General features: G+C 44.7%; 17 protein-coding genes. 3 read left to right on the forward strand and 14 right to left on the reverse strand.

From position 1 onward, the window contains the following. Positions 1-167 precede the first annotated feature (167 nt). From R7H07_RS08200 to yceD, 13 genes are all read right to left on the reverse strand, one after another. Positions 168-932 carry a TatD family hydrolase gene (locus tag R7H07_RS08200; RefSeq protein ID WP_054577648.1) on the reverse strand — a complete coding sequence of 255 codons (765 nt, stop codon included), beginning with the start codon at positions 930-932 and terminating at the stop codon, positions 168-170. Further along, positions 923-1,885 carry a DNA polymerase III subunit delta' gene (locus tag R7H07_RS08205; RefSeq protein WP_054729226.1) on the reverse strand — a complete coding sequence of 321 codons (963 nt, stop codon included), beginning with the start codon at positions 1,883-1,885 and terminating at the stop codon, positions 923-925. The genes R7H07_RS08200 and R7H07_RS08205 overlap by 10 nt, the downstream gene beginning before the upstream one ends. 24 nt (positions 1,886-1,909) lie before the next feature. After that, a complete protein-coding gene (tmk, locus tag R7H07_RS08210; protein WP_044129475.1) occupies positions 1,910-2,542 on the reverse strand; it encodes a dTMP kinase in 633 nt (210 codons plus the stop codon). After that, a complete protein-coding gene (mltG, locus tag R7H07_RS08215) occupies positions 2,539-3,555 on the reverse strand; it encodes an endolytic transglycosylase MltG (RefSeq protein WP_086046933.1) in 1,017 nt (338 codons plus the stop codon). Before mltG ends, tmk begins: the two co-directional genes overlap by 4 nt. After that, positions 3,552-4,367, reverse strand: coding sequence for an aminodeoxychorismate lyase (pabC, locus tag R7H07_RS08220; RefSeq protein WP_206959650.1), 816 nt, complete (start codon positions 4,365-4,367; stop codon positions 3,552-3,554). Before pabC ends, mltG begins: the two co-directional genes overlap by 4 nt. A 107-nt stretch (positions 4,368-4,474) precedes the next feature. Beyond that, a complete protein-coding gene (fabF, locus tag R7H07_RS08225) occupies positions 4,475-5,725 on the reverse strand; it encodes a beta-ketoacyl-ACP synthase II (protein WP_005372948.1) in 1,251 nt (416 codons plus the stop codon). A gap of 93 nt (positions 5,726-5,818) precedes the next feature. Further along, on the reverse strand, positions 5,819-6,052 hold the full coding sequence (acpP, locus tag R7H07_RS08230; protein ID WP_004406112.1) for an acyl carrier protein: 234 nt from the start codon (positions 6,050-6,052) through the stop codon (positions 5,819-5,821). A gap of 246 nt (positions 6,053-6,298) precedes the next feature. Continuing rightward, the gene (fabG, locus tag R7H07_RS08235; RefSeq protein ID WP_031781117.1) at positions 6,299-7,033 is read right to left on the reverse strand and encodes a 3-oxoacyl-ACP reductase FabG; all 735 of its coding nucleotides are present in this window, start codon (positions 7,031-7,033) and stop codon (positions 6,299-6,301) included. A gap of 45 nt (positions 7,034-7,078) precedes the next feature. After that, positions 7,079-8,002: an ACP S-malonyltransferase gene (fabD, locus tag R7H07_RS08240; protein ID WP_005387313.1), complete on the reverse strand. Its 924-nt coding sequence runs from the start codon at positions 8,000-8,002 to the stop codon at positions 7,079-7,081. A gap of 75 nt (positions 8,003-8,077) precedes the next feature. Beyond that, positions 8,078-9,028, reverse strand: coding sequence for a beta-ketoacyl-ACP synthase III (locus R7H07_RS08245; RefSeq protein WP_017821385.1), 951 nt, complete (start codon positions 9,026-9,028; stop codon positions 8,078-8,080). Between the two features lie 5 nt (positions 9,029-9,033). Beyond that, positions 9,034-10,059, reverse strand: coding sequence for a phosphate acyltransferase PlsX (gene plsX / locus R7H07_RS08250; RefSeq protein ID WP_017633846.1), 1,026 nt, complete (start codon positions 10,057-10,059; stop codon positions 9,034-9,036). Between the two features lie 10 nt (positions 10,060-10,069). Continuing rightward, positions 10,070-10,240 (reverse strand): 50S ribosomal protein L32, encoded by a 171-nt coding sequence (rpmF, locus tag R7H07_RS08255; RefSeq protein WP_005396978.1) that lies wholly within the window; start codon positions 10,238-10,240, stop codon positions 10,070-10,072. 59 nt (positions 10,241-10,299) lie between these two features. Then, the gene (yceD, locus tag R7H07_RS08260; RefSeq protein ID WP_005387307.1) at positions 10,300-10,824 is read right to left on the reverse strand and encodes a 23S rRNA accumulation protein YceD; all 525 of its coding nucleotides are present in this window, start codon (positions 10,822-10,824) and stop codon (positions 10,300-10,302) included. Between the two features lie 149 nt (positions 10,825-10,973). Here yceD and R7H07_RS08265 point away from each other — a divergent pair, with 149 nt between their 5' ends. Continuing rightward, a complete protein-coding gene (locus R7H07_RS08265; RefSeq protein WP_054729223.1) occupies positions 10,974-11,555 on the forward strand; it encodes a Maf family protein in 582 nt (193 codons plus the stop codon). Between the two features lie 58 nt (positions 11,556-11,613). On the opposite strand, the gene rluC is transcribed toward R7H07_RS08265, so the two are convergent. Further along, on the reverse strand, positions 11,614-12,558 hold the full coding sequence (rluC, locus tag R7H07_RS08270; protein WP_206959648.1) for a 23S rRNA pseudouridine(955/2504/2580) synthase RluC: 945 nt from the start codon (positions 12,556-12,558) through the stop codon (positions 11,614-11,616). A gap of 639 nt (positions 12,559-13,197) precedes the next feature. Here rluC and rne point away from each other — a divergent pair. Next, entirely contained in the window at positions 13,198-16,272 is a 3,075-nt protein-coding gene (rne, locus tag R7H07_RS08275) for a ribonuclease E (protein ID WP_042523100.1), read from the forward strand. A gap of 332 nt (positions 16,273-16,604) precedes the next feature. After that, on the forward strand, positions 16,605-18,164 hold the full coding sequence (locus tag R7H07_RS08280) for a SulP family inorganic anion transporter (RefSeq protein WP_005380840.1): 1,560 nt from the start codon (positions 16,605-16,607) through the stop codon (positions 18,162-18,164). The last annotated feature ends 10 nt before the right edge of the window (positions 18,165-18,174 follow it).

Below are 18,174 nucleotides of genomic sequence, written 5' to 3' on the forward strand. Positions count from 1 at the left end.
AATAAAATACGCCTCAATGTTATTTTTAGTAACAAAATTACATTTGTGATTTTTGAATGTTATTAAATCAACATTTTTAGTAAACATTAAACTCGTGAGCGTATCTGTTGTTTTTATCAACAAAAAAGGAGCCTAAGCTCCTTTTTTATGCTCTTATTATTTTTTCATCACAAAAAAAGATTTCGGAAGTTTTCGGTGGTTTTTTGTGCCACTTCAGAAAGAGAGCACGATTTGAGTTGCGCAATATAAGAAGCGACTTCGACAACGTAAGCGGGTTGATTCTCTTTGCCACGATGAGGGACAGGAGCCAAGTAAGGAGAATCTGTCTCAATAAGAAGCTTCTCTAAAGGTAGAGTCTTCACCACTTCTTTTAACTCTGTAGCTTGACGGAAAGTAACAATCCCCGAGATAGAAATATAAAACCCCAGCTCCAGTGCAGCTTCAGCAAATGGAAGATCTTCTGTAAAACAGTGGATAACACCACCACATTTCTCTGCCCCACCCTTACGCAAAATATCTAGAGTATCCGCACGTGCGTTTCTGGTATGGATAATTAAAGGTTTGTTGAGCTCCACTGCAAGATCAACGTGTTGCTCAAAGCGCTCTTTCTGTAACGCGGCCGTTTCGGGCTTGTAATGATAATCTAAACCCGTTTCGCCAATAGCGACGACTTTTGCATTCGACGCATGGTGGCGCAATACGTCCATCGAAAAGTCGCTTTCAACATCAAGTGGGTGCACACCGCACGAAGCATAAACATTGTCATAAGGCTCGATCATTTCCATCATTTTCGGGAAAGAATCCAGCGTTACTCCAACAGAAAGTAGCTCAGTTACGTTTGCTTGTTTAGCTTTGTTAATAACGTCTTCCACATTGATGTGGAGATCGTCGTAATTCAATTTGTCTAAATGACAATGAGAATCTACGAACATAATGCCTCTCGTGATTCAATTAACCAATTCATTGATAGTAGTTCAAGGTTCAGGCCAGGAAAGGCTTGCACCTGAGCTTTCAGGTTCATCAGCGCCTTCGCTGATGAGTACAAACCGTTATAGTTGTCCGGTTGAAACTTTGTCGCGCCCGGAAGCATTTGAGCTTCTGATACACCAAACTGCGCTTTCTGAGCATCTGTCAGTAAATACCATGCCCAGTCTAATGATTGCTCTGAGTGTTTAGCGATTAAAGAAGCACACTCAGAAACGTCTGAAACAGGCGAAGACATTGCCTTAATAAAACTGCGTTCAAAAGCCAAGTAAGCTTCGAGCTCACCATTATTTAACGCATCCAATGTTTTTATTGGAGAGCCCATATTCAGTTTTAAGGCATAAGCAGGAACTTGCTTCGCCCCTTGTTCGTGCATCCATTGCATCGCTTGTTCCGCTGACGGAGGCGCAACAACCCAGTGTTGGCAACGGCTACGAATCGTTGGGAGCAGACGCTCCTGATTGTGGGTAACGAGCAAAAACAAGCACTTTGCCCCAGGCTCTTCTAGCGTCTTTAACAGCGCATTCGATGCCGACTCGTTCATAGAGTCCGCCGGTTCTATTACAAATAGGCGGTAACCATTAAGCTGAGATGATTCCTGAGCTAGACGGTTACAAGCGCGAATTTGGTCCACCGTTATCGCCTTTCCTTCTTTCTCTGGCTTGATCCAGTGTAAATCAGGGTGGTTTTGAGATTGATTTAGCTGGCAGCTATGACAAAAACCGCATGCTTCACTCGCGTAATTTTGGCAAAGAAGTGCTTGGCTAAAAAACTCGATAAGTTTTTCGATGCCCAAGCCCTGCTCGCTTTGTAATAAAAGCGCACCTGGTATTCTGTCCGACTCTAACCCTACTTTGAGGTTATCCCATATTGGCTGTAGCCATGGATAATCATTTAACATGAGTCACCTAAATTTACGTTTCACTTATTGACGAGCTAGCCACTCGTTTAGAGCGTCCCGAATATCACGCGACACGCCTTCAATCGCCTGTTCTGCGTTAATGATAACGATGGAAGGATCGGCATGAGCAATCTCCAAATAACGCTCACGTGTACGCTCGAAGAAACTAATATCCATCTTCTCTATACGATCTAACTCACCACGCCCACGTGCACGCTCAAGCCCAACACGAGGGTCAATATCCATATAGAGAGTGAGAGCAGGTTTAAAATCACCAAGCGTTGTATCCCGGAGATTTTTCATTAACGATGCGTCAATCTGACGGCCACCACCTTGATAAGCTTGCGACGACATATCGTGTCGGTCACCAACCACCCACTGACCGTTTTCCAAAGCTGGTTTGATCACGTTCTCAACCAACTGAACACGTGCAGCGTACAGAAGAAGCAACTCCGTCATGTCCTTAAGTTCTTCACCTTCGTGCTCTTCTTTCACCAGAGCGCGCATTTTTTCTGCTAGCGGTGTGCCTCCTGGCTCACGGGTATTTACGATATCCTCAATACCGGCCGCTTTTAGCGTATCTAAAACGGTTTTAATCGCAGTGCTTTTACCCGCGCCTTCTAGGCCTTCAACGACAATAAAGTTTGCTTTCATCATTTGTTCTTTCTTAGTTCTCTTAAATAGGCACGAACAGCACGGTTGTGCTCAGCAAGGGATTTCGAGAATACATGTCCGCCCTTTCCACTTGCTACAAAATATAAATAGTTGCTGCTTTCTGGATTCAAAGCCGCTTCAATGGAAGCTTCACCAGCCATCGCAATCGGTGTTGGTGGCAATCCATTGATGGTATAGGTGTTATATGGTGTCGGCGTACGCAAATCTTTCTTACGAATGTTGCCATCGTAGGCGTCACCCATACCATAAATAACTGTCGGATCAGTTTGTAACCGCATGCGTTTGTTCAATCGGTTGATAAACACAGAAGCGACGCGCTCACGCTCAGAATCAATAGCCGTCTCTTTCTCTATGATAGACGCGAGAATTAAGGCTTCATATTTATCCTGTAATGGCAGCTTTTCTTGACGAGCTTCCCAGCTAGCGTCCAGTATTTTATTGAGTTTTCGATGCGCTCGTTTTAATAACTGGCTTTCACTCGTACCCGCTGTGTAATGGTAGGTTTCTGCTAAAAACAACCCTTCTAGCTTCTCTCTCTCAATTCCGAGCTTCGCAGCCATTTCTTTTTCTGAAAGATCGGTTAAATCATGCTTTAAATAAGGAGCACTTTTTAGTTGATCTACCCATTCAGAAAAGCGGCTGCCTTCAACAAAAGTGATCGCAAACTGGTATTCTTTTCCAGTATTCAGATGCTCCAATGTTTGCGAAAGCGACATACCAGGCTCAAGTTGGTAAGTACCCGCTCGCACCTGCAACAATTCTGGATATAAGTGAGGAATTAAACGGATGTACTCCGATGTTTCAATCACCTCATCTTCAACTAAGGCGCGCATGACATGATGAAAGCTTGTACCACTTTCTACAGTAAACAGCTGAGGTTGTTCCAATAGAATAGGCTTTTCAACGTATTGTTTAGCCTGTGAAATTATATAAAAAACAGCTGCTGCGCCTATCACTGCGATCAGCACAACAAAAGCCAACAGTTTTTTAATCACGTAGTTAAATTCCCTTGCAGTCGTTGAGTCAATTTTCCTATCGGAAATATAGTCTTAGAGTTCGATGTCACTATGCTGCGAATAGGTGCGATACCTAATATTGAGTTACACATGAAAGCCTCGTCAGCACTCAGCAAATCTGGAAGTATAAAACGCCCCTCGATGACTTCAATATGACTTACTTTAAGTAACTCAAGCACCTTACGACGCATTACGCCCGTAACGCCTGATAAGGTCAGCTCCGGCGTAAATACTTTATTACCTTTAACCCAAAAAAGGTTGGCCATTGTAGTTTCAATGACATGGTTTTGCACATTTAACGTTATTGCATCTGCAAACTCTGTATTGTCGATTTCAGCCTTGGCGAGAATCTGCTCTAAACGGTTGTTGTGCTTATGTCCCGCAAGTAAAGGTTGAATCCCTAGACGAGTATTACAAACGCCCAAGTCCACACCTTGTTCTTGCCAAGATGAATAATGAGAAGGAAACGCAAAATTGGAAATCGTCACGATAGGGCCTTCAATCCCATTAGGGCTATACCCTCGCCCGCCAATACCGCGGCTAACGTGAATCTTCACCCCCGCTCGTGCGTCAGATAAAACCGCTTTGCTTGCCCAATCATGCACAACTTTCCAGTCAGGTGAAGAGATCTTCAAAGCGTCAAGGCAAGCACTCATGCGCTCAGTATGTTCTTGCCAGTAAACCAACTCTCCATTTTGGGTCAGGATGGTGGTAAAGCCTCCATCACCGTATTGGAATGAGCGGTCACCTAGCTCTACATGCGTTTGCGGAACTCCATTTACCCAAAACATTCACGTACCTTCAAATTAGCAGACAACAAATAAAACAAAACGGCTCAATGCTAAGCATCGAGCCGTTAGAATACAAGTTTCGCTTATCTAAATAAGGTTAGATAGTGTTACTCAGCGAACTTTTTGAAGATCAAAGAACCGTTTGTACCACCAAAGCCAAACGAGTTACAGATAGCGTATTCCATACCTTCAACTTTGCGCGCAGTGTGCGGCACAAGGTCGATGTCTAGACCTTCTTCTGGGTCATCAAGGTTAATCGTTGGTGGAACGATTTGGTCAACCAAAGACATAACCGTGATAATTGCTTCAACAGAGCCTGCTGCACCTAATAGGTGACCAGTCATAGACTTAGTTGATGATACAAGTACTTGCTTCGCACCTTCTTCACCAAGAGCACGTTTCACGCCCTTGATTTCTGCAACGTCGCCAGCAGGAGTAGATGTACCGTGAGCATTCACATAACCTACTTGGGTACCTGTGATGTTCGCGTCACGCATTGCCGCTTCCATCGCAAGTGCACCACCAGAGCCATCTTCGCTTGGAGAAGTCATGTGGTAAGCATCACCAGACATACCAAAACCAACCAGTTCTGCGTAAATCTTCGCGCCACGTGCTTTCGCGTGTTCGTACTCTTCAAGCACCATCATGCCAGCACCATCACCTAGAACAAAACCATCACGGCCTTTATCCCATGGGCGAGACGCTTTTTGAGGCTCTTCATTACGAGTAGATAGCGCTTTAGCTGCACCGAAGCCAGCCATGCCAAGAGGCGTAGAAGCTTTTTCTGCACCACCAGCAACCATCGCATCTGCATCGCCGTAGGCAATCATACGTGCTGCATGGCCGATATTATGCAGGCCAGTAGTACATGCGGTAGAAATCGCGATATTTGGACCACGAAGACCACGCATGATAGATAGGTTACCTGCAACCATGTTTACAATGGTCGAAGGAACAAAAAATGGGCTAACTTTGCGAGGGCCTTTGTCTACTAATGCAGTATGGCCAGTTTCGATAAGGTCAAGACCGCCAATGCCTGAGCCGATAGCAACACCAACTCGAGCCGCATTTTCTTCGGTAATTTGTAAGCCAGAGTTATCAAGAGCTTGAATACCCGCTGCAATGCCGTACTGGATGAAAAGGTCCATCTTACGAGCATCTTTTTTAGACATGTACTCTGTGCAATCGAAATCTTTAACAAGACCTGCAAAACGAGTTGAGAAGTTCGTAGTATCAAAGTGCTCGATATTTACGATACCACTTTGACCTTCTAGCAGGGCTTTCCAAGATGATTCTACTGTGTTGCCTACCGGTGACAACATACCCATGCCAGTGACAACTACACGACGCTTGGACACGATATAATTCTCCGGGAATTGAATATTTCTATGAGAGGATAGAAGAAGTTAGAAAGAACACAGGCGGTCTAGGAGACCGCCTGGGAGAGCTAATTACTGAGCGCTGTTTACGTAGTCGATTGCAGCTTGAACAGTAGTGATCTTCTCAGCTTCTTCGTCAGGAATCTCAGTGTCGAATTCCTCTTCTAGAGCCATAACTAATTCTACAGTGTCTAGAGAATCAGCACCTAGATCGTCAACGAAAGAAGCTTCGTTTTTAACTTCTGCTTCGTCTACACCTAGCTGTTCAACAATGATTTTCTTTACGCGTTCTTCGATGTTGCTCATTTTTCTTTTCCTTTACAGATTTCGCCTAATGCGATGATTCCGTAGTTTATTCGAACTATTGAAAGTTGCAAGGGGGTCCTTGCTGGTCAAACCACAAAATTAGCGAATTTAACCGAATTTCAATACATTTTTGACTTAAATCATGCACAAATCTTGCGCATAAGCATGACAAGTTCATGACAGTTAACTGCAACTATAGGCTATTTTTCACAATGTAAAATAGCTTATTTTGCATAAACTGTCGCATTAAACCATGTACATACCACCATTTACATGCAAAGTTTCACCAGTAATGTACGCTGCTTCAGGAGAAGCAAGGAAAACTACTGCTGATGCAATTTCACGTGGGTCACCTAAACGACCTGCTGGCACGTTCGACAAAGTTGCCGCACGTTGGTCATCATTTAGTGCCTTAGTCATGTCAGTTTCGATGAAACCAGGAGCAACAGTATTCACTGTTACACCACGAGACGCAACTTCACGAGCCATTGATTTAGTAAAACCAATCACGCCCGCTTTCGCTGCTGCGTAGTTAGTTTGACCTGCGTTACCCATGGTACCAACAACAGAGCCTACGTTGATGATACGACCCGCACGTTTTTTCATCATGCCGCGTAAAACCGCTTTAGACATGCGGTAGATAGGCGTTAGGTTGGTATCGATGATGTCGTTCCACTCATCATCTTTCATACGCATCAATAGGTTGTCACGAGTAATACCAGCGTTATTCACCAGAATATCGATCACACCAAATTCTTCGTTGATCGTTTTTAATGTCGCTTCGATAGACTCGACATCGGTCACGTTAAGAGCTAGACCTTTACCGTTATCACCAAGATACTCGCTGATAGCAGCCGCACCACTTTCAGAAGTAGCAGTACCGATAACCGTAGCACCTCGCTCGACAAGAAGTTCCGCGATCGCGCGGCCAATACCACGGCTTGCGCCGGTAACTAGCGCGATCTTACCTTCTAGATTCATCATGTTGTGTTTCCTTTTCTTATCGCAAATTTATCGCTTTATGGATTACTTCGCAGCGTCTAGCGATGCGATATCATTCACTGCTGCTGCAGTTAGCGTTTTCACGATACGTTTTGTTAGACCTGTTAAAACTTTACCAGGACCAAGCTCAAGAAGATTTTCTACGCCTTGTTCGTGCATCAGTTCAACTGTTTCAGTCCAACGAACTGGGCTATGTAGCTGACGAACAAGCGCATCTTTGATTTTTGCAGGATCTGTCTCAGCAACCACATCAACGTTGTTGATAACTGGCAGCTGTGGTGAGTTAAATTCGATAGACTCAAGAGCTACAGCAAGTTTTTCCGCTGCTGGCTTCATAAGTGCACAGTGTGAAGGTACTGAAACAGGAAGAGGAAGCGCACGCTTCGCACCAGCTTCTTTACATAGCGCACCAGCTCGCTCTACTGCGTCTTTGCTACCAGCGATAACGACTTGACCAGGCGAGTTAAAGTTTACTGGAGAGACCACTTCGCCTTGCGCTGCGTCTTCACACGCTTTTGCAATCGCATCATCAGCCAAACCGATAATCGCGTACATTGCGCCAGTACCAGCTGGTACTGCTTCTTGCATAAGTTGACCACGTAATTCAACCAGCTTGATGGCTTCTTTAAAGTCGATAACACCCGCACATACAAGTGCTGAGTACTCACCTAGGCTGTGACCGGCTAGGTTTGCTGGTTGCTCTAAGCCAAGTTCCTGCCATACACGCCAGATTGCAACAGATGAAGCTAGCAAAGCTGGTTGAGTACGGAAAGTCTCGTTTAAATCTTCTGCAGGTCCATTTTGAACAAGCGCCCATAGATCGTAACCTAGTGCGTCAGATGCTTCTGCAAATGTTTGTTTTACCACGTCATATTGTTCGCCTAGTTCTGCAAGCATACCTACAGCTTGAGAACCTTGACCTGGAAATACGATAGCAAACTTGCTCATGTTGTTTTCCTTTAAGCAAAGTAAAAAGAAATAAGATGCACCAAGTGCACCTTAAATTTTGAATTCTTGTGAAACTTAGAACTTCACAAGGGCCGAGCCCCAAGTGAATCCGCCGCCAAACGCTTCAAGAAGCAGAGTTTGACCGCGTTTAATACGACCATCACGTACCGCTTCATCTAGTGCTGTTGGCACAGTTGCAGCTGATGTGTTGCCGTGTTTATCAAGTGTAATCACGACTTGGTCTAGTGACATCGAAAGTTTCTTCGCTGTCGCTGAAATAATGCGGTAGTTCGCTTGGTGCGGCACTAGCCAGTCTAGTTCAGACTTATGCATGTTGTTGGCTTCAAGCGTATCTTTTACTAGTTTCGATAGCTGAGTTACAGCGACTTTGAATACTTCGTTCCCAGCCATATGAAGCCATTTATCCGCATCTTGCCCCCGCACAGGTACAGGTAGGCTTAGAAGCTCTCCGAATTGACCATCCGAGTATATGTGGGTAGAGATAATGCCAGGCTCTTGGCTAGCGCCTACGACAACGGCTCCGGCACCATCACCAAATAGGATAATGGTTGAACGGTCTGTCGGATCACACGTTTTAGACAAAGCATCTGAACCAATCACAAGTACGTTTTTGCACATACCAGATTTGATATGTTGGTCTGCGACAGATAATGCGTACACAAAACCAGAACAAGCAGCGGCTAAGTCAAAAGCTGGACAACCTTTAATGCCAAGCTTTGCCTGCACCTGACACGCAGATGAAGGGAAAGTATGGCTACTGCTCGTTGTGGCTACGATAATCAGGTCGATATCGTTTTTATCAATACCCGCCATATCGATAGCGTTTTCAGCTGCGTAGAATGCCATGTCTGCTACAGTTTCGTTTTCTGCAGCAATTCGACGCTCTTTAATACCCGTGCGAGCAACGATCCACTCATCACTTGTATCTACCATTTTCTCTAGATCTGCGTTTGTACGCACCTGAGATGGCAGGTAGCTGCCAGTACCTAAAATTTTGCTATACATGAAGACTAATAATGCCTCTCGAGTAAAACCGCTTCCAAACGATCGCTAATACGGCTTGGTACTTGTCGTTTGACCTCGTGTACTGCCTCGCCAAGTGCATTGACAATCGCAGATACATCCGCACTTCCATGGCTTTTTATGACAATGCCGCGCAATCCTAGCAAACTTGCGCCGTTATACTGGTCGGGGTTCAGTGTTTTTAGTTCATTAAACAGCCTAGAAAACAACTTTCTAGCTATCCAACCCTTTATCGTTGATGCCATTATGCTGGTTTTAATTTTTTCGATAAAAAGTTGAGCTGTTCCCTCACTGGCTTTTAAGCATACGTTGCCGACAAATCCATCACAAACAATGACGTCCGCAACATCATGCAAAATTTGATTACCTTCAATATAACCGACAAAGTTAATCGCATCGGTCTGAGAAAGCATTTCTGCGCAACGTTTGACTAAGTCGTTACCTTTAATCTCTTCTGCGCCAATATTGAGTACAGCAACGCGAGGAGGACGACCCAAGTGTTCTTCAGCTAATGCACTGCCCATTACAGCAAATTGGAACAAGCTATCAGCATCGCACGATACATTCGCCCCCAGATCTAGCATCCAAGTGCGCTTTCCGGTAATCGTCGGTAAAGCGGAAACTAAAGCAGGACGTTCAATGCCAGGAAGTAACTTAAGAATGAAACGCGATAGTGCCATTAATGCACCGGTGTTGCCACCACTAACACAAGCATCCGCTTTCTGCTCAGAAACCAAATCGATAGCCATACGCATAGAACTATTTTGGCTATTACGTAACGCCAATGAAGGTTTTTCTGAGTTCGAGATAACTTTCTCGCTGTGAAGAATAGTCAAGCGGGAACTGGTCGAGGTACCGAGTTGAGATAATTGAGACGTGATCAGAGATTGATCACCAATAAGAATCACTTTTAGCTCTGGGAAATGAGACAGTGCCTGCACGGCGGCAGGCACTGTTACGCGTGGACCGAAATCCCCGCCCATTGCATCAAGTGCAACGGTAATACTTTGCAAAGGTTCAACCTTACTTGTTGATAACCTTTTGACCACGGTAGTAACCTTCAGCAGTTACATTGTGGCGTAGGTGAGTTTCACCAGAAGTCGCGTCTACAGATAGAGCAGCTGTAGTTAGCGCATCGTGTGAACGACGCATACCGCGCTTAGAACGAGTTTTACGGTTTTTCTGTACGGCCATTGACCCTACTCCTATACTATTGGGTTAAAAACCTGAAGAAGAATCGGCTACCACACCTATTACTTTTTCAGACTTTTCAAAACGTCGAATGGATTCGGTTTTTCTTCCTCAATTTCTTCAGGAATCTCACCAAAAACCATGTTATTTGAATCAACGCTACAATCCGCTTCATCGTGCATCGCAATTTGAGGTAATGCTAAGATGAACTCGTCTTCAACAAGTTGTATGAGGTCTAATTCACCATATTCATTTAGATCTACCAAATCATAAATTTCTGGTGCTTCCTGTTCTGTTTTCTCACCGTAGTAAGGAGTAGAAAGGAATTCAACTTCGCACTCATGTGCGAATACCTCATTACAACGCTGACACTCTAAATCGACTTCGATGTTAGCTTTACCAGAGATAACAACGAGTCGCTGTTCATCCATCCCAAATGACAATGAGACTTCTGCGTCGCGTTTTACGCCTTCAGTTGTTTCCACTAAGCGCTTGAAAAGACTAGCTTGGATGATGCCATCGTAATCCAATCGTTTCTGTGCAGCTTTAGCTGGGTCAACCGTTCGCGGTATTTTTACCTTTTGCATAGGGCGCGAATATTATCTTCCAAATCAAAATTAGTCAAAGAAAAAGGCAAAAAAGTTGTACTTTTTTACGCTTAACATACAGAGCATTAGCCAGAATTATTTTTGATCGATTATCCTATTGGAAATGCTCCCACGAATTGTAATTCAAAATGAAAAATTACCAACTGGTTTTAGCCTCAACTTCCCCTTTTCGTAAACAACTGCTTGAAAAGCTCTCACTACCATTCGTTTGTTTACCACCTGATTGCGATGAAACACCTTTTGACCAAGAAACGCCAACTGAACTTGTGCAGAGACTGGCCCAAGAGAAAGCAATATCTTGCCAGACGGATAAAGCAAGTTTAGTTATCGGCAGTGACCAAGTTTGTGTCATTAATGGTGAAATCGTTGGCAAGCCTTTAAATAGAGATAACGCGATAAATCAACTTTTGGCTCAAAGTGGAAAAGTCATCACTTTCTATACTGGTCTTGCGGTACATAACACCGTGACAAACCATACAGAAGTCGGCTTTGATTCTTTCGAGGTGCACTTTAGAGATTTAACGCTTGAACAAATCGAACGCTACGTCGACAGGGAAGAACCTTTTTACTGCGCAGGCAGCTTTAAAAGCGAAGGCATGGGAATTTGCTTGTTTACGAAATTAGTCGGTAAAGACCCGAACACACTTGTCGGACTACCATTGATTGATTTGATTGATATGTTGCATGTTCAAGGACTCGATGTCCTTTAACCCAAATACGATAAAAGGGAGCCACAGGCTCCCTTTTGCATCCGCGAGGAAAACATGGTTACGCGTTTCTTAAACCCGCCAACACTTTTTCTAGTTTCGGTTCCATCGGTGCGTTGATTTCCATCCACTCATCATTTGATGGGTGTTGGAACTTGATGTTTGCCGCGTGTAGGAACAAACGATCTAAACCAACTTGACGTGTGTAAGCGTCAAAGCGACGATCACCGTAGCGATCATCCCAAGCGATTGGGTGACCAGTGTATTGCGTATGAACTCGTATTTGGTGAGTTCGACCAGTAATCGGACTCGCCTGAATCAATGTAGCTTGTTCGAACTTTTCCAAAATCTTAAAACGCGTTTCTGACGGCTTACCATTAGGGTTAACACGAACAATACTGTTCACTTCGTTTTTGAGCAGTGGCGCGTTCACAACCTTACAACTGCTTTTCCATTGCCCCATGACAAGAGCTAAGTAAAACTTCTTTACTGTCTTTTCACGAAACTGGGCTTGCAAGTGACGAAGTGCAGAACGCTTCTTAGCAACCAGCAAAATCCCTGAAGTATCACGGTCAATACGATGCACAAGTTCAAGAAAGCGAGCTTGAGGACGCAGAGCCCTAAGCGCTTCAATCGCACCAAACTTTAAACCACTGCCACCATGCACAGCGGTGCCAGATGGTTTGTTTAGAATCAACATATGATCATCTTCGAAGATAATCATATTTTCCAACTCAGCGACTTTGTTAAGTTTCGTACTTGGTGCGACATCGTCATCTTTTTTCTCGACGGTCACCGGTGGAATACGAACGAGATCGCCTGCTTTTAACTTGTACTCTGCTTTTATACGCTTTTTATTTACGCGCACTTCGCCCTTACGCACAATTCGGTAAATCATGCTTTTAGGAATGTCTTTTAATTGGTTGCGCAAAAAATTATCAATGCGCTGACCCGCCATATCTTCGTCGATATCGACGAACTGGACTTTTGTTCTTATTTCGTTCATGGGCGGTATTGTAAACTCAATTTCGTGCGACTTCACATTATTCTTGTCGTAAAAGAAACACTCCGTGGCACATACTGGTCTAAATTTCGCCAAGCTTTTGTTTAAATTATTAAAACTCTCAATCAAGTTCTCAATTTGTTTTCTGTCTTGAACAGTTTGCACATCTCAATTGCTTATGAAACAGCCAGTTATAAAATAGAAATTTTGAGTTTAGCGGCAAATTTTCTATCGTTTGCGTGAAAGCAGATTGCTGATAGCCACGCGCACTGCTATAGTTCACAGCTGCTAAGGAAGGTTTGGTTACATTTTATTCATTACCAATCATTTATCCTCAAGCAATGTGAGTAGATCGTTGAAGGTCGAGTGCAGCATTGGCGTGAGACACATCGAATTCAACACTCTTGCCACCCTACTCCTCGCATATTCACGTTGAGTACCTACCGCCCAAATAGCGGGTCACAAGTCTACGTTTCCAACAGAAACCACAAGAGGCTTGTGATGACTGAAGTGCCCGAGAGCATCCCCTTCCAGCCGGGAGGCTGCAAAATACAAGCCATGGGATCAGGCACCGTGAAAGAGCGAAAAAACAGTGGCAAGTCGACAAGAAAGATATAAAAGAAAAGACAACGAGAATTTTCAATGAAAAGAATGTTAATTAACGCAACTCAAAAAGAAGAGTTGCGTGTCGCTCTGGTTGATGGCCAGCGACTTTTCGATCTTGATATCGAGAGTCCAGGACATGAATCTAAAAAAGCGAATATCTACAAAGGACGTATCACACGTATCGAACCAAGCTTAGAAGCCGCATTTGTTGATTACGGCGCCGAGCGTCACGGTTTCCTCCCTCTCAAAGAAATTGCCCGCGAATATTTCCCTGAAGGTTACACCTACCAAGGTCGTCCAAGCATCAAAGAAGTGCTAACGGAAGGCCAAGAAGTTATCGTTCAAGTGGAAAAAGAAGAACGTGGAAGCAAGGGCGCTGCTCTTACTACTTTCATTTCTCTTGCTGGTAGTTACCTTGTTCTGATGCCTAACAACCCTCGTGCTGGCGGTATTTCTCGTCGAATCGAAGGTGACGAGCGTACTCAACTAAAAGCCGCATTAAGTACTTTGGAACTGCCTCAGGGCATGGGCCTAATCGTACGTACTGCTGGCGTTGGCAAGAGTGCTGAAGAACTTGAGTGGGATTTGAATGTACTACTTAACCACTGGGGTGCAATCAAAGGTGCAGCGGACTCTAACCCTGCTCCATTCTTAATCCACCAAGAAAGTAACGTTATTGTTCGTGCAATCCGTGACTATTTGCGTCGTGATATTGGCGAAATCTTAATTGATAGCAACACCATCTACGAACGTGCAAAAGAGCACATTCAATTGGTGCGCCCTGATTTCCTTAACCGCGTTAAGAAATATGAAGGCGAAGTTCCACTATTCAGCCACTACCAAATCGAAAGCCAAATTGAATCGGCTTTCCAACGTGAAGTGCGTCTGCCATCTGGCGGTTCTATTGTTATTGACCCGACTGAGGCACTAACGTCTATCGATATCAACTCTGCTCGTGCAACCAAGGGCGGTGATATTGAAGAAACAGCCCTAAACACGAACCTAGAAGCAGCCGACGAAATTGCTCGCCAGTTACGTCTACGTGACTTGGGTGGCTTAGTGGTTATCGACTTTATCGATATGACACCTGTTCGCCACCAACGAGAAGTAGAAAACCGTCTACGTGAAGCCGTTCGTCTTGATCGCGCTCGTGTACAAATCGGTCGTATTTCTCGCTTTGGTTTGTTGGAGATGTCACGTCAACGTTTAAGCCCTTCTCTAGCAGAAGCAAGCCACCACATCTGTCCTCGCTGTAGCGGTACTGGAGTCGTTCGCGACAACGAATCTCTAGCACTTTCTGTACTTCGTTTAATCGAAGAGGAAGCACTGAAAGACAATACAGCGCAAGTTCTCGCAGTTGTACCTGTGCCAATCGCTTCTTACTTGTTGAACGAAAAACGTCGTTCAGTTAACCATATCGAACGCATTCAAGAAGTGAAGATTACGGTTGTTCCAAACTCTGACATGGAAACGCCGCACTTCGAAGTTATCCGTGTTCGTGAAGGTGAAGAGTTCGATCTGATTTCTTACCTACTTCCTAAAAAACTGGAAGCAATGAAAGAAGCGGAAGGTAAAGAGCCAGCGGAAGTTGACGTAAAACCAAAACGAATTGAAGAGCCAGTTCTTAAAGGCTTTGCGGCTCCGTCTCAAACCGCACCTGCACCAGCAGCTAAACCAGCTCCTGAGGCGAAGAAGAAAGAACAAAACGTTGAACAAGAAGAGAAACCTGGATTGTTCAGCCGTCTGTTTAAAGCACTTGGTAGCTTCCTATTCGGTGGTTCTGAAGAAACAAAAGAAGAACAGAAACCTCAGGAAGAGAAAAAACCAAATCGCGATAATCGACGTAACAAGCGTGATCGCAACGATCGTCGTCGCAATAACAACCAGCGCGATAATCGCGATAATCGTGATAATCGCGATAACCGACGTCGTCGTAAGCCTCGTGATGAGCAGGCTAATGAGCAAAACGAAGCTCAACAACAAACAAATAAACCGCAAAACCGTAACCAAAAGCGTAAACCTAAAGCTCAACAGGCAGATAAAGCCCAAGAGCAGAAAGCAAACGCAAAAGTAGCGGAAAAAGGTCTGCAGCTAGCAGCGGAAGCTCGTACTGAAACAAAACCAGAAGAGAGCAAACCGAAGCAGCAAAATGCGAAAGCAGAAAAAGTGAAAGAGCGCCGCCAACGTCGCAAATTGAACAAGTCTGTACGCGTTAAGGACCAAGAAGCTATTGAGAAGAAAGCCGAAGAAACAGCGGTTAAGACTCAAGAAACGGTTGAAGCTAAAGTTGAAAAGCCAACAGAAGCAGCGGTAGAGGCACAGCAAGACAACAAGCAAGCAGAGTCTAAGCAACGTCGTAATCGTCGTTCGCCACGTCACCTGCGTGCAAGCGGCCAGCGTCGTCGCCGTGGCCGTGATCGCCGCCCTAACCCGTTCCGCCTACGTAAGGGAGGTGTCGCTTCTCCTGAAATGGCTATGGGTAAAGTAATGCCACGTTACATTCCGAAACCAGCACCTAAGAAGGAAGAGCGAGTTAAGGAAGAAGCTGTAGCAGCAGTACCTACAATCCAAGGTGGCTTTGCGTGTCCAGAAATGGCAATGGGTAAAGTGATTATTCGTCGCGAGCAACCTGTCGTAACAGATGCGCCAGTTGTTGAACACAAGGTTCAAGAAACCGTTGAAGCGAAAGTGGAAGCTCCAGTAGTAGAAGCACCTGTTGTTGAAACAGTAATCGCAGAAAAAGCTGAATCGGCAGTAGTAGAAACAGCATCGGTAGAGCCTATCGTTGAAACTCCTGTAACTGAACATGCTGAACCGGTTGATGCCATTGTAGAAACGGCACCTACTGAAGAGCCTATCGTTGAAGCAGCAAAAGAGATTGTAGCCGAAGCGCCAGTAGATAAACCAGAGCCTAAAGTCGAAGCCATTAAAGTTGCTGCTAAGCTAAACGCTAGCGCACCGATGACGAAAGCACCTGGCCCTCAAGAGCTACGCGAAATCACGGTTGCAGCAGCGCCGTTCAAAACCGAACGTTACCAAGCTAAAGGTGCAGGTAGCCAAGTGGCTAAAAACCGTGCATCGGCAGAGATGACAAAGCCTAACTTTAACTAGGCTAAATCATTACGTTCAACTGCTTAACGGCATAAATAAATTAAAGGCTACCATCTGGTAGCCTTTTTTATCTTCATATTTGCCCACTAAATTGTTCATATAAATACCAATTCGTGATCACATTTGTACGCCATTATTCGTATCATTCTTGAACTTAATCACACTTTTCGGTAGCATGCGCCGACTCAAGTTTTCGACACCATTCTGATGCTGCTCTTTTAATACTACGGTTTACACTGCAATGTTTGATTAAAAATCAACCTTCCAGTGGCTTGTGCAAATACGAATATGTGTCGGGTTTAACTCATTGCAAAGAGAACTTAAAAACAAACATGTTCGAATTTCCCCAATTTTCTAAGCACTCCGTAAAAAATGATGTGCTATCAGGCTTAACCGTTGCGCTAGCATTGGTTCCTGAAGCTGTCGCATTTGCGTTCGTCGCAGGCGTAGATCCGATGGTCGGTCTTTACGCTGCATTCATCGTTGGTCTTATTACTTCCATTTTCGGTGGTCGTCCTGGCATGATTTCTGGTGCAACAGGTGCCATGGCAGTCGTAATGGTTTCGCTTGTCGCGACTCACGGTGTCCAGTACCTATTCGCAGCCATCATGCTCGCTGGTATTCTTCAAATTGCCGCTGGTATGTTTAAATTGGGTAAGTTTATCCGTATCGTACCTCACCCTGTGATGATCGGTTTTGTGAACGGTCTGGCTATTGTTATCTTCCTAGCTCAGTTGGGTCAGTTTAAAGCGCCAGACATCAACGGCATGCTTACTTGGCTACCACAAGACCAGATGCTGCTAATGCTTGGTTTGGTTGCGCTGACTATGGCAATCATTCACTTTCTACCAAAAATCACAACAGCTGTACCCTCTTCACTTGTTGCGATCGTAACGGTGACGGCTTTAGTGGTTGGCTTGGATCTGGAAACTCGAACTGTTGTTGACTTCCTGCGTACAATGTCTGGTGATGAAGCTGCAACACTCGCAGGTTCACTACCAACCTTCTCTATTCCTGCGGTACCATTTACACTAGAGACACTACAAATCATTCTTCCATACGCGATCATTCTCGCGGCCATTGGTCTAATTGAATCTCTACTAACACTGACAGTTTTAGATGAGATGACGAATACTCGTGGTCAATCTAACCGCGAATGTATCGGTCAAGGTATGGCAAACATGACGTGTTCTGTGTTTGGCGCAATGGGTGGTTGTGCGATGATTGGTCAGTCGATGATCAACGTAAACTCAGGTGGTCGCGGCCGTCTATCTGGTATCGTTGCGGCTATCGCTCTATTGATGTTTATCTTATTCGCTTCTTCGCTAATTGAAATGATCCCACTCGCTGCTCTGGTTGGTGTGATGTTCATGGTTGTCATTGGTACATTCGAATGGGCAACATTTAAGCTAGCACGCCGCGTACCGAAGCAAGACTTCTTCGTTATTGTTCTTGTGACCGTTGTTACTGTTCTTACTGACCTTGCTGTTGCCGTAGCGGTTGGTGTTATCGTTTCTGCATTAATGTTTGCATGGCAACACGCTAAGCACATCTATGCCGACACGTGCTTAAACGAGGAAGGTTCAAAAGAGTACAAGATTCACGGCCCTATTTTCTTTGGCTCTGCGGCTAACTTCCTGGAGTTGTTTAACGCGCCTGAAGATCCAAAAGATGTGATTGTCGATTTTGCAGACTCTCGCGTGACAGATCACTCTGCAATTGAAGCCATTGAAACACTGGCTGAGCGTTACAATGCTCAAGGTAAAACGCTGCACCTTCGTCACCTAAGCCCAGATTGTCGTAAACTTTTGGACAAAGCTGGCAGCTTGGTTGAAATTAACGTGAAGGAAGACCCAAGCTACAAAGTCGCAACCGACATACTAGCGGGTTAACACGAATAAA

Origin of the sequence: Vibrio sp. Vb1127, from assembly GCF_033338735.1 — a bacterium.
Taxonomy (GTDB): Bacteria; Pseudomonadota; Gammaproteobacteria; order Enterobacterales; family Vibrionaceae; genus Vibrio; species Vibrio alginolyticus.

Coding starts and splice junctions, on each gene's coding strand:
- acpP (WP_004406112.1), bottom strand. CDS start 6,052: ATGAGCAACATCGAAGAACGCGTAAAGAAAATCATTGTTGAACAGCTA.
- R7H07_RS08280 (WP_005380840.1), top strand. CDS start 16,605: ATGTTCGAATTTCCCCAATTTTCTAAGCACTCCGTAAAAAATGATGTG.
- rpmF (WP_005396978.1), bottom strand. CDS start 10,240: ATGGCCGTACAGAAAAACCGTAAAACTCGTTCTAAGCGCGGTATGCGT.
- R7H07_RS08265 (WP_054729223.1), top strand. CDS start 10,974: ATGAAAAATTACCAACTGGTTTTAGCCTCAACTTCCCCTTTTCGTAAA.
- rluC (WP_206959648.1), bottom strand. CDS start 12,558: ATGAACGAAATAAGAACAAAAGTCCAGTTCGTCGATATCGACGAAGAT.
- fabG (WP_031781117.1), bottom strand. CDS start 7,033: ATGAATCTAGAAGGTAAGATCGCGCTAGTTACCGGCGCAAGCCGTGGT.
- rne (WP_042523100.1), top strand. CDS start 13,198: ATGAAAAGAATGTTAATTAACGCAACTCAAAAAGAAGAGTTGCGTGTC.
- R7H07_RS08205 (WP_054729226.1), bottom strand. CDS start 1,885: ATGTTAAATGATTATCCATGGCTACAGCCAATATGGGATAACCTCAAA.
- R7H07_RS08245 (WP_017821385.1), bottom strand. CDS start 9,028: ATGTATAGCAAAATTTTAGGTACTGGCAGCTACCTGCCATCTCAGGTG.
- yceD (WP_005387307.1), bottom strand. CDS start 10,824: ATGCAAAAGGTAAAAATACCGCGAACGGTTGACCCAGCTAAAGCTGCA.
- fabD (WP_005387313.1), bottom strand. CDS start 8,002: ATGAGCAAGTTTGCTATCGTATTTCCAGGTCAAGGTTCTCAAGCTGTA.
- R7H07_RS08200 (WP_054577648.1), bottom strand. CDS start 932: ATGTTCGTAGATTCTCATTGTCATTTAGACAAATTGAATTACGACGAT.
- tmk (WP_044129475.1), bottom strand. CDS start 2,542: ATGATGAAAGCAAACTTTATTGTCGTTGAAGGCCTAGAAGGCGCGGGT.
- pabC (WP_206959650.1), bottom strand. CDS start 4,367: ATGTTTTGGGTAAATGGAGTTCCGCAAACGCATGTAGAGCTAGGTGAC.